General features: G+C 39.4%; 9 protein-coding genes. 2 read left to right on the plus strand and 7 right to left on the minus strand.

Annotation, left to right across the window (positions count from 1 at the left end):
• Positions 1–10: 10 nt before the first annotated feature.
• The 5 genes from AWW73_RS01040 to AWW73_RS01060 all read right to left on the minus strand — a co-directional run bounded on the left by AWW73_RS01040 (position 11) and on the right by AWW73_RS01060 (position 5,258).
• A complete protein-coding gene (locus tag AWW73_RS01040) occupies positions 11–790 on the minus strand; it encodes a Rossmann-like and DUF2520 domain-containing protein (RefSeq protein ID WP_062848498.1) in 780 nt (259 codons plus the stop codon).
• Between the two features lie 93 nt (positions 791–883).
• The gene (locus AWW73_RS01045; RefSeq protein WP_062848499.1) at positions 884–2,311 is read right to left on the minus strand and encodes an OmpA family protein; all 1,428 of its coding nucleotides are present in this window, start codon (positions 2,309–2,311) and stop codon (positions 884–886) included.
• A gap of 213 nt (positions 2,312–2,524) precedes the next feature.
• The gene (locus AWW73_RS01050) at positions 2,525–3,760 is read right to left on the minus strand and encodes a dihydroorotase (RefSeq protein ID WP_062848500.1); all 1,236 of its coding nucleotides are present in this window, start codon (positions 3,758–3,760) and stop codon (positions 2,525–2,527) included.
• Between the two features lie 12 nt (positions 3,761–3,772).
• Positions 3,773–4,789 carry an aspartate carbamoyltransferase catalytic subunit gene (locus AWW73_RS01055; protein WP_002121555.1) on the minus strand — a complete coding sequence of 339 codons (1,017 nt, stop codon included), beginning with the start codon at positions 4,787–4,789 and terminating at the stop codon, positions 3,773–3,775.
• Between the two features lie 124 nt (positions 4,790–4,913).
• Positions 4,914–5,258 (minus strand): hypothetical protein, encoded by a 345-nt coding sequence (locus AWW73_RS01060; RefSeq protein WP_062848501.1) that lies wholly within the window; start codon positions 5,256–5,258, stop codon positions 4,914–4,916.
• Between the two features lie 239 nt (positions 5,259–5,497).
• On the opposite strand from AWW73_RS01060, the gene rlmKL reads away from it, so the two are divergent.
• Entirely contained in the window at positions 5,498–7,708 is a 2,211-nt protein-coding gene (rlmKL, locus tag AWW73_RS01065) for a bifunctional 23S rRNA (guanine(2069)-N(7))-methyltransferase RlmK/23S rRNA (guanine(2445)-N(2))-methyltransferase RlmL (RefSeq protein WP_062848502.1), read from the plus strand.
• Between the two features lie 18 nt (positions 7,709–7,726).
• Here rlmKL and AWW73_RS01070 read toward each other — a convergent pair whose 3' ends face one another.
• Positions 7,727–8,140: a hypothetical protein gene (locus tag AWW73_RS01070; RefSeq protein ID WP_062848503.1), complete on the minus strand. Its 414-nt coding sequence runs from the start codon at positions 8,138–8,140 to the stop codon at positions 7,727–7,729.
• A gap of 268 nt (positions 8,141–8,408) precedes the next feature.
• On the opposite strand from AWW73_RS01070, the gene AWW73_RS01075 reads away from it, so the two are divergent.
• Positions 8,409–8,903: a CinA family protein gene (locus AWW73_RS01075; protein ID WP_062848504.1), complete on the plus strand. Its 495-nt coding sequence runs from the start codon at positions 8,409–8,411 to the stop codon at positions 8,901–8,903.
• A gap of 50 nt (positions 8,904–8,953) precedes the next feature.
• Here the strand turns inward: AWW73_RS01075 and clpB are convergent, their stop codons facing one another.
• Positions 8,954–11,533 carry an ATP-dependent chaperone ClpB gene (clpB, locus tag AWW73_RS01080; RefSeq protein ID WP_005070314.1) on the minus strand — a complete coding sequence of 860 codons (2,580 nt, stop codon included), beginning with the start codon at positions 11,531–11,533 and terminating at the stop codon, positions 8,954–8,956.
• Positions 11,534–11,568: the final 35 nt, after the last annotated feature.

Below are 11,568 nucleotides of genomic sequence, written 5' to 3' on the forward strand. Positions count from 1 at the left end.
TGAATAAGCCTTAGTCCGAGTGATGGCGCTTCACGATGCCATCACTCAAAAGTTGATAAACCTGTTTTAAATCATCCCGCTCTGCTTGAGCCAATAAGCCTTGATGCATTGCCAAAATATTTTGATCACCACGCATTGCAGGCCCTGTTTGCATTTGCTTTGGATCATTTTCAGTGGCTTTTTTTGCTGTTTCCACAATTAAAGGATAGAGCAAGCTAAAGTCGACTTGCTCTTTATCTACAACCTGCTTTGCCATATCAAAACAATAGTTACTAAAGTTACAAGCAAACACAGCTGCTAAATGTAAAGTTAAACGCTGTTTTGAGGTATATTGATACACTCGCTTACTTAGGCTATTTGCTAAGTCTAAAAGTAGTTCTTGATCAGTATCTGTTACCGCTTCGACAAATAATGGTGTTGCGTGCCAATCAACTTCTCGCTCAAGGCTAAATGTTTGTAATGGATAAAATACCCCTGCTTTTTTGTGCACATGACTGATGACTTCAATATCTGTGCTACCAGAGGTATGAACCATGAGTGTTTCAGGAAACAATTCATGAATCTGCTTTGCAAGCTCTGCAATCGCACTATCTGAAACCGCTAAAATGATAAGATCGGTCGGTTGAAATTCGCGAAGAGACTGACATGCTTTTGCCTGAAATTGCTCTGCAAACTTTTGGGTTTTCTCAAAATCACGTGCATACACTTGTACGATGTGATGACCTTGGCCCAATAAAGCCTTTGCCAAATGAAAGGCAACTCGCCCACTTCCCACCAAACTGATTTTCATATCAATCCAACACTATTTGTTTCAACAAAAAAGCTTCTCAAAATGAGAAGCTTTTTTCAAATTAAAATAACTAATTTTTAATTCATCAGAGCATTATTGAGCTACTGAAAACTCGATACGACGGTTTTTAAAACGCCCTTCTTCTGTCGTGTTCTCTGCAACTGGTTGATCAGAGCCATGACCTTGTGCAACTAATTTAGACCCATCTACACCTTTAGATGTTAAATAGTCGACCACAGCTTGAGCACGACGTTGTGATAAAGCTTTATTTGCCGCAGCATTACCAGTCGAGTCTGTATGACCACCCACATTTAATTTTACATTAGTCACTTTATTCAAAAGTGTTGCAGCTTGATCAAGAATGGCTTTGTTATCTGCTGGAATATCGCTTGAGCCACTCGCAAAGTTAATGATTTGCAAGTTAAGCGCTTTTACTATTGCATTAACATCGACATTATTCGGATCAATTGAGCCTAGAGCAGTTTGCGAAGCAGTTAAGCTATTACTAACAGATTGCTCAGCTGTTTCTGGTGCATTAGAAACAACTTCAGTGTGAGGAACAAGAGCTTTTACTTTTGCAGTTAATGCTGCTAACGCAGCTGCATCCCCTGCTTTCAAAGTAATTTTGTCGCCCACCCATTCTAAAGATGCATTTGGCACACCTTTTAAGGCAGCGAGTACACCAGCAAGTGCATCTTTGTCTGTAAATCCAGCCTCATACGTTTGACTAGTATCCACATTACAATCTTGAGTTGATGAGAAAACCTGCTTAACTTGAGTTTGTAATGTTGCTAAGAATCCTTGATCGCCAATACCTGCCTGACACTGGCTTACAGCACCTTTATCATCTGTAGTTAAAGTTAAACTCGCAGGTGCAGCCGCGGTAGTAGCTTCAACACCACTTGCAGCTGTCGGTTCTGGTGCTGGTACAGCTTCTTTATGCTGGCAAGAACGCCATAACCAAGCAATGATAAGGCCCAAAATAATTAAGGCAATAATAGGGAGGAACCCACGAGATTTTCCCGTTTTTTCGCTGGCCGCAGCTAATGGCGGAGCTTTTGAAGTTGCATGTGTAACTGAAGATAAACCTGCACCAAGTCCTAAAGGCGCTAATAGACCTACTGCCCATCCTGGTAAATGCGAACGAATTGTTTCTGCATGCTGACGTAAATAATTCACAATACTCTGTTGATCATTTCCGGCAACGTCTGAAATTGCATTAAGGCTGGGTTTAATTGCACTGTTGAGTGTGCTTTCGATTTCATTATTTGGTGCTGTACCACTTAAATGAGTCAGTACAGTATTCTTGATTTGGTCATTATGAGAAAAAAGGTCTGATAACGAGGGAGCCAGACTATTTTTTAATTGTCCAATAAGATCAGGTTTAGCAGCTAATAGTGAAAGTAAAATTGGATAAAACTTAGATAAAGCATTCGATTTTTCGCCTAGGTATCCATCCTGATTATCTAATAATGTTGAAGATACTTTTTCTTTAAGCAGTTCTATAGGGTTTATCGACATTGGTTATTCTCCCGAATTTTATACGTCGTAACCAGCAACTTTTGATTATTCAAATACTTCTCTTTGCTGATAGTTTTTTATTCTAATGTGCGTTCAATCTTTTGTTGTCTTTTAAATAATTTATATACAAATTTCCATCTAGTATTTACAAAACAGGCAGATCTTATTGATCTACCTGTTTATATTTTAAATTTACTTTAAATAAGCATTTTATCAGTTAGCAAAAGTTTGAAGTACTTTACCTGTCAGATTTTGACCCAACAATGGAGTATTTTTCCCTTGTGATAAAATCGTGTCTTTGCTTACTGTCCAGCTTAATTCAGGATCGACTAATACCCATCCTGCTTCATCTTTCCAACGCGTAGTCATATTGGCAACCTGCGCAGGTACGCTAGTCACTTTTTCAACCCACTCCAAAGGTTCAAATAAACCTTCGTTGATGAGTTGAATGCCTAAAGATACATAGGTATCAAAAGCAGTAATGCCCGGTTGAGTTTCAGCAAATGGTGCCATTTTTGCCGAACTGCTTAAAGGCTCATGATGCGTACAAATTGCATCAATAACGCCTTCTTTTAAGCCTTGACGTAAAAGTTCTTTATCTTGCTCAGAACGCAATGGTGGACGAACATGCGCAAGCGAATTGAAACCATCCGTTAAATGTTCAGTTAAATGCAACTGATGCATTGCGACATCGGCAGTTACAGGTAAACCTTTTGCTTTTGCCGCACGAATTAATTCAACCGATGCACCACAAGACAACAAACCAAAGTGAGCTTTTACGCCAGTTGCTTCAATCATAAGCAAATATTTTGCAATCGCTACAGTTTCAGCAATTGCCGGAATCATCGGCAAACCTTGACGAGAAGCGATAAAGCCTTCGTGTGCACATCCGTCTTTAGCAATCTGTGGCTCTTCAGCATAAAATACGACTGTTAAACCAAGACCTGCTGCATATTCCAAGGTACGAATAACCACATCGTCATTTTCAAAAGCAGCATTTGCATTAGAAACAGCAGTACAGCCACCCTTTTTCAGACCCGCCATATTCGCTGGTTGTTTACCATTTAAGCCTTGGGTTTGAGCACCAATGATATGCATGTGAATACCACCATCATACCATGCTTTTTCAATCAGGCCATGAATGAGAGCACCATTGTCTTGTACAATCGGCTTTGAGTCAGGCGGAGTAATGACATGCAAAATACCATTACCACGTGCTGCCTTGCCTTCCGATTTCAATGTCCCATGTTGCTGTTGACCCGGTTCACGCAAACGTGCGCACAAATCAACCATGGTTGGCATTAACCATTTGCCTTGGCCATCAATGGTTTGCTCAACGTGCTCAACGTGCGCAACCAACTTGCCATTTTCAATATATACAGTTTGTACGCTGTCTGTTTTTTGGATTGGGTCTAACACACGTACATTTTCAATTTTTACAATACTCATGTGATCCATTCCTTACAACGTAATCGCTTCAATTAAACCTTGCTCTTGGAGTTGGCCTTGCATTGATAACGCCAATACTGCCATACGAACTGCAATACCATTGGTTACTTGTTTCAAAATAACCGACTGGTCTCCATCTGCAACACTTGAGTCAATTTCTACACCACGGTTCATTGGTCCCGGATGCATCACAATACAGTCTGGTTTAGCTAAACCAAGACGTTCTTTGTTTAAACCATACATTCTGTAAAATTCAGACTGTGAAGATAATGCTGGAGAGTCAATACGTTCGTTTTGAATACGTAAGGCAATAATCACATCACAGTCAGTAATGCCTTCATCCATCTTGTTAAATAAGCGAACGTGCTCGCCATATTCCGAAAAGCCCACTGGCAATAGTGTATTCGGTGCAATCACGCGAATGTCTTTACAGCCCAATGTTTGCAGTGCAGCCACATCAGAACGTGCCACGCGAGAGTGTTTAATGTCACCAATAATGGCAACGCTTAAATCTTCAAATGGTTTTTTAGTTTCACGGCGAATAGTCAGCATATCAAGCATCGCTTGCGTTGGATGAGCGTGACGCCCATCCCCTGCATTAATAATCGCGACCTTTGGACATACATCTTTAGCAATGAAATGTGCAGCACCCGAAGATGAATGGCGAACAACAAAAATATCCGCTGCCATTGCTTCAAGGTTCCAGAGCGTATCGCGCAGCGTTTCACCTTTTGAAGTACTTGAACGTGCAATATCAATGTTCAGTACATTAGCAGACAAACGTTTAGCTGCTGCTTCAAAAGTAGTACGGGTACGGGTGGAGTTTTCAAAGAAGAGATTCATAACCGTCAATCCCTCTAAGAGCGGACGGTTAATTAAATTATTATTATCATCTAAAAAGCTTTGTGCGGTATCTAAAATCTTGGTGAGGTTTTCTTTTGAAAGTCCCTCAATCGTTAAAAAATGTTTTAAATTTCCGTCTTGATTGAGCTGAACCTGGCTCGGTTGATGCAACGCTGCAATATGCATAATGGATTCCTATGGGTCGAATCGCGAAAACGTGCATAGTGTAGCTGAATTCCGCTCTTTTCGCAGAAGAACTTTACAGAATAAGGCCCTAAATTGACCAGAAAATTTAGAACCTTATTGGCAATTACCTTAATGCACCAATGTAATGGTGCGGAACTTGTGCCCGATAAATATCCTCGGCAGTAATTTCCGACTCTTCATCGACTTTAACAGCAGCAATTTTTTCTTTTTGAGAAGGCTCAGGTATTGTGTCAACCAACGATTTCAATCGCTCAACACATCGTTTTAGTTCATCATCCTCCGATTCTAGGGCAAGCGTAATGACATATTTTGCATAATCTTTATTTTGAACCATGTACATTGCATCTATTACCCGCCCCGTCACCCTACGCATGCGTACATAAATTTGTGTAGCTACCGAGAAGGCATCTGCATTGGCAATAAAACCATTCCCCATCATGTCTTTCATTTATTATTACCCCATCACTTTAAAATAATAAAATGGTTAAAAAATAGCTTCGTTTGTTAAATAAATAACTATTGATAGGATAGAGTTAGCAAAATACATACCACTTTTACTGTATTAATCTATAAAAATCAGTTTATTGGTTGGATTGTGATAGGTTGCAATAATTTAAAGACCTTTACACATCAAAATAAGTTAAACTTTGCATCGTTAATATTTATATGTTTTGGTCAATCGAGTTTATGAATACCTCTTTACGTTTAAACCACTATTGGATTACTTGTGCTGATGGTTTAGAAGCCCTCTTACAAGAAGAAATAGAACAGCTTGGCACCAAAGTGACAGAACGTAAAGCAGGACGTTTAATCATTGAAGGAACGCTTGAACATGCTTACCGCATCTGCATGTGGTCACGTCTTGCTTCTCGTGTTTTACTGCCTATTCATACTTATGAACTCGAACATACACACGATGCACGTGATGTAGCTGAAGAGCTTTATGAAGGTGCAATTAGCTTTGACTGGTCACTTATTTTTGCACCACAAAGTACCTTCGCTATTCGTTTACATGCAGAACGTGAAATTAAGGTTAACACTCAATTTGCAACGCTTAGAGCAAAAGACGGTGTTGTCGATTCTTTTATGGAAGCGGTAGGTCGTCGCCCAAGCATTGACACCAAACAACCAGAAATTACGTTATATGTTTTAGCAGGTAAAACTGAGCATACTTACTGCTTAGATTTATCTGGTGATTCATTACATAAGCGTGGTTACCGTCGTTATATGACGGATGCGCCAATTAAAGAAAACCTTGCTGCGGCAATTTTACAAAAAGCTCAGCTTCAGCAACGTAAGCCAGAGATTGTACTCGACCCGATGTGTGGTTCAGGTACATTTATTATTGAAGCATTAATGATTTTAACTGACCGTGCACCAGGCCTTGTTCGCCGTTTTGGTTTTAATGGTTGGCATGGTCATGACCGCGAACTTTGGCTTTCACTTAAAGCTGAAGCAGCAGAACGTCATGAAAAAGCGCTAGAATTACCTTTACCTAAATTTTATGCCTACGATGCAGACTGGGAAGCGGTAAAAGCGACTCGTGAAAATATTATTGCGGCGGGTTTTGAAAAAGTATTAGATCAAATTCAAATTGAAGAACGTACTTTAGCTGACTGGCCTGATTTTTCAGCAGAAGGCAAAACTGCATTTATTGTGACAAACCCTCCATATGGTGAACGTTTAGGTGATAAAGCCTCTAACCGTTCTCTTTACTTAGGTTTATCTGCACTTCTACAAAAACATTTCCCAAATCAATATGCAGCCATTATTGCAGCTCAAATTGAACAAGCAGATGTTTTAGCATTTGAAGCACCTGAAACCTTACGTTTAATGAATGGTAAGTTACCAATTTACATTCGTTTTGGTTCAATTAAGCCTGAAAAAGTAACTCAGCCATTTTTAGCAACTTGGCAAGCTCAACCTATTGAAATGGAAGAAGCTCAAGATTTTGCTAACCGTTTGCAAAAAAATATGACTGCCTTGAAAAAATGGGCAACCAAAGAAAATGTTTATTGTTTACGTTTATATGATGCAGACTTACCTGACTTTAATGTCGCTGTAGATTTATATGGTGATCGCTTACACGTTCAGGAATATGCACCACCAAAAACAATCGATCCTGAAAAAGCAAAAAAACGTTTTAATTTAGCACTCGCTGCAATTCGTGCTGTTACCGGTTTAAACCGCGATGCCATCTTTATTAAGACACGTGCGCGCCAAACAGGTACAAATCAATATACGAAACAAAGCACAGCTTCAAAACGTTTTATCGTTCAGGAAGGTAAAGCTAAAATTTTAGTGAACCTGACAGATTACCTAGATACAGGTTTATTCCTTGACCACCGTCAAATGCGTTTACGTATCGCTCAAGAAGCTCGTGGTAAGCACTTCTTGAATTTATATAGTTACACGTCTACAGCAAGCTTACATGCCGCTTTAGGCGGTGCTGCAAGCACGACAAGTGTAGACTTATCTAACACCTACCTAAGCTGGTCAAAAGAAAACTTCGTTTTAAATGGTTTAACGGTAGATCATGCAGATGAACAGCATATGTTCTTTGCGAGCGACTGTTTTGAGTGGTTAAAAGAAGGTCACGAACAATACGACCTTATTTTTATCGATCCACCGACATTCTCAAACTCTAAAAAGTTCTACGGTACTTTCGACGTCCAACGTGACCATGTTTCACTGATTAAGCGTGCAATGAACCGTTTAAACAGTGAAGGAACGCTCTATTTCTCAAACAACTATCGTGGTTTTGAAATGGACGAAGAGATTGAAGCTATTTTTCATGTTGAAGAAATCACTTCTGAAACCATTGGCCCTGATTTTAAACGTAATCAAAAAATCCACCGTGCATGGAAAATCCAGCATCCTGGCCTAGATCAATATTAATAAGACTAGAGGTTATTATTACTTCACGGTAATAATAACCTCACCATGAACATTTTTTGATTCAAAATCATATTTGGTAAATCGATCTGCTCTTTCCGGTAACGCAATCATTTCCAATTTCTTCTTTTCTTTACTATCGATAACATGATTTTGTTTTTGTTCTTGATACGGAGAAAGTACGCTTGTTCTAAGTGCATCCCATCGAACTTGTTGTAAATAATTATCCCCTAACACCTGACGTGCTTGTTGTTGTTCTATCATTGGTTTCTTAGCATCGTCTTGAGCTTTCGCAATAATCACAGGTAAAGCTGCATTCACCGCTCCTGTTTGTGTCGCTAAAGCCCCTTCACTTAGAGGCTGCGCAGCCCATACATTGATGGGTAGTAACATAAAGCCCAAAACACACAGCGCAGATCCTTGTTTATTGTTCATTGCATTTATCCTAAGTTGTTATTGTTCGTTATATCGAACAAAATTAACAATTTTTTAAACATGCCGCAATGTTATAAGTAGACTTCCCGACAATTAACATTGATCATTTTAAAACCGGAAATATTTCACAAGCATTTTGAGAATATTCAAGTTGTTTTATAGATTTTTATCTCAGACTTGTACGACCCGGCTAAATCACTTACTGTAATTTTATAATTTATCTGTAAATCGATTTTATTTATAAATAAACACCATTCGAGGTGAAATAATGCTTCAGCAGTGCTGCCAACTATTAGAAGATCGCCAGCTCAAAATCGCTTTTATTGAAAGTGCGAGTTCCGGTTATTTAACAAGTCAGTTTTCTATTCATAAAAATAGTGGTGCAGATATTTTACTTGGTGGCTTAGTTAGCTACGACCCGAGCATTAAAATTAGCATTTTAAATATCGATCAAAAGATAATAGATACTTACACAGCAGAGTCACCGCAAGTCACAGAGGAAATGTGTAGGCTGGGTCAAAGGTTATTTCAACAAGCTAATATTATTGTCAGTTGTACTGGGCTATTAAAATCTGGTGGAAGTGAAACCCCAGAAAAACCTGTGGGCACCTTTTTTATTTGCATTTCTTACCAACATCATATTTATCATTATCGTTATTTTTTATCTGGTCACTCAGAACAAAAGTTAAAGACATTAACTCAGAAAGTTTCAGATGCCATAATTGCTTTACTCACATCAACCATAAGAACTGATTCACCATAAAAAAAGAGAATATGTTTCCATATTCTCTTTTCGGTTTTAGCAGACAAAGCTTAGCTGAGTTTCATTTTATCGAAGACTAAATGTCCATTTTCGCCTTTAACTAGAATAGTATCACCTGCGACAAAATCACCCGACAAGATTTTTTGGGCTAATGTGTTTTCAATCTGTTGTTGAATCGCACGTTTTAATGGACGCGCACCATAGACAGGATCGAAACCAGCGTCAATCAATAAATCAAAAGCAGTATCATCTACAGTTAAACTCATGTCACGATCAACAAGACGTGAACGTAATCGATCCAACTGAATATCGGCAATGCCACGAATTTGTGCTTTTTTGAGTGAATGGAAAATCACAAGCTCATCAATCCGGTTAATAAATTCCGGACGAAAATGCTGACTTACCGCATTCATTACAATAGTACGCACTTCATCGTCTGTTGCACCCTCACCTAGTTCACGTACATCTTGTGAACCTAAGTTCGAGGTCATCACAATGACCGTATTTTTAAAGTCTACTACTCGACCTTGTGAGTCGGTTAAGCGACCATCGTCCAATACTTGGAGCAAGATATTGAAGACATCTGGATGCGCTTTTTCCACCTCATCAAACAACACCACACTATATGGTTTACGGCGAACAGCTTCGGTTAAAACACCACCTTCTTCATAACCCACATAACCTGGAGGTGCACCAACCAATCGACTAACAGAATGTTTCTCCATGAATTCACTCATGTCGATACGAATCATGGCATCATCACTGTCAAACAAGAAATTAGCCAGTGCTTTGGTTAATTCTGTTTTACCAACACCTGTTGGACCTAAGAACAAGAATGATCCGCTAGGTCGATTCGGGTCAGATAAACCGGCACGTGAACGACGAACTGCATTCGATACAGCTACAACAGCTTCATCTTGCCCAACAACACGGTCATGTAAAAACTCTTCCATATTCAGAAGTTTTTCACGCTCGCCTTGCATCATTTTAGCAACCGGAATACCTGTTGCAGCACTTACAACTTCGGCAATTTCATTTTCAGTCACTTTAGTACGAATGAGTTTTGGCTCTTCGTTCTCTTCTGCAACTTCATCTTGCTCCAGTTGTTTTTGAAGCTCTGGAATTACGCCATACTGTAAACGTGCTGCCTCAGCCAAATCACCTTCACGCTGAGCTTTTTCAAAAGCAATACGCGCTTTATCAAGTTCCACCTGAGCCTGTTTAGTACCTTCTACCAAAGTTTTTTCAGACTTCCAGATTTCTTCAAGATCGTTGTATTCTTTCTCGACTTCAGCAATCTGTTTTTCAAGATGAGTGACTTCAGCTTTACTGCCGACATCTTCATCTTTTTTCACAGCTTCCAATTGCATTTTCAACTGGATTAAACGGCGATCAAGCTTATCAAGTGCTTCAGGTTTAGAGTCAATCTCCATTTTAATACGAGAAGCTGCCTCATCAATCAAATCAATTGCCTTGTCTGGTAATTGACGATCGGTGATGTAACGATGAGACATTTTCGCCGCAGCAATAATCGCAGAGTCTAAAATTTGCACACCATGATGAGTGGCATATTTTTCTTTGAGTCCACGTAAAATCGCAATCGTATCTTCAACACTTGGTTCATCAACCAGTACTTTTTGGAAACGACGCTCTAAAGCTGCATCTTTTTCAATGTATTGGCGATATTCGTCTAAGGTTGTTGCACCCACACACCGCAATTCACCACGAGCCAACGCAGGTTTTAACATATTACCTGCATCCATAGCGCCATCGCCTTTACCTGCACCTACGAGTGTATGTAACTCATCAATAAACAGGATGATTTCGCCTTCGTGTTTAGCCAAGTCTTTTAAAACAGCTTTTAAACGTTCTTCAAACTCACCACGATATTTAGCACCGGCCAGTAATGAACCTAAGTCGAGGGATAAAACACGTTTATTTTTTAATCCCTCTGGCACTTCACCATTCACAATACGCTGTGCCAAACCTTCAACAATAGCGGTTTTACCAACACCCGGCTCACCAATAAGAACAGGGTTGTTTTTTGTACGACGCGATAAAACCTGAATGGTACGGCGAATTTCATCATCACGCCCAATAACAGGATCAAGTTTTCCAGATAAAGCACGCTCTGTTAAATCAATCGTATATTTATTAAGTGAGTCACGTTGGTCTTCGTGATTATTACTCATGACTTTGTCATTACCTCGAATATGTTCAATTACTTTGCGTAAGCTGTCGGGAGTTACACCTACCGCACTTAAAATATTTTTAGTTTCGCCTGTTTCTGCCAAACCTAATAAAACCCAGTCAGTTGATAAAAATTCATCACCTGCTTTCTGCGCATATCTGTCTGCCAAATTAAGTGCTTTAACGGCCTCTGGGTTTAAGTTGACATCACCTGTTGGATTGGCAATAGTCGGCGCGTCTTTTATAGCTTGCTCAAGTTTTTGTTTAAGTTCAGGTAACCGTGCACCTGCTTGTTGCAACAAACTAATATTTGATGGCTCTTCTAACAAGGTAGACAAAATATGAATACCTGCGATAGCAGTATGGTCTTTACCCATCGCTAAAGATTGAGCATCTGAGAGGGCTTGCTGCAAGCGGTTTGTAAATTTTTCAAAACGCATTCTTGTTATTCCTCACAACAAATTTGTACTTGTCT

The sequence above is a fragment of the Acinetobacter lactucae genome, assembly GCF_001605885.1.
Lineage (GTDB): Bacteria > Pseudomonadota > Gammaproteobacteria > Pseudomonadales > Moraxellaceae > Acinetobacter > Acinetobacter lactucae.

Coding starts and splice junctions, on each gene's coding strand:
- AWW73_RS01040 (WP_062848498.1), bottom strand. CDS start 790: ATGAAAATCAGTTTGGTGGGAAGTGGGCGAGTTGCCTTTCATTTGGCA.
- AWW73_RS01045 (WP_062848499.1), bottom strand. CDS start 2,311: ATGTCGATAAACCCTATAGAACTGCTTAAAGAAAAAGTATCTTCAACA.
- AWW73_RS01050 (WP_062848500.1), bottom strand. CDS start 3,760: ATGAGTATTGTAAAAATTGAAAATGTACGTGTGTTAGACCCAATCCAA.
- AWW73_RS01055 (WP_002121555.1), bottom strand. CDS start 4,789: ATGCATATTGCAGCGTTGCATCAACCGAGCCAGGTTCAGCTCAATCAA.
- AWW73_RS01060 (WP_062848501.1), bottom strand. CDS start 5,258: ATGAAAGACATGATGGGGAATGGTTTTATTGCCAATGCAGATGCCTTC.
- rlmKL (WP_062848502.1), top strand. CDS start 5,498: ATGAATACCTCTTTACGTTTAAACCACTATTGGATTACTTGTGCTGAT.
- AWW73_RS01070 (WP_062848503.1), bottom strand. CDS start 8,140: ATGAACAATAAACAAGGATCTGCGCTGTGTGTTTTGGGCTTTATGTTA.
- AWW73_RS01075 (WP_062848504.1), top strand. CDS start 8,409: ATGCTTCAGCAGTGCTGCCAACTATTAGAAGATCGCCAGCTCAAAATC.
- clpB (WP_005070314.1), bottom strand. CDS start 11,533: ATGCGTTTTGAAAAATTTACAAACCGCTTGCAGCAAGCCCTCTCAGAT.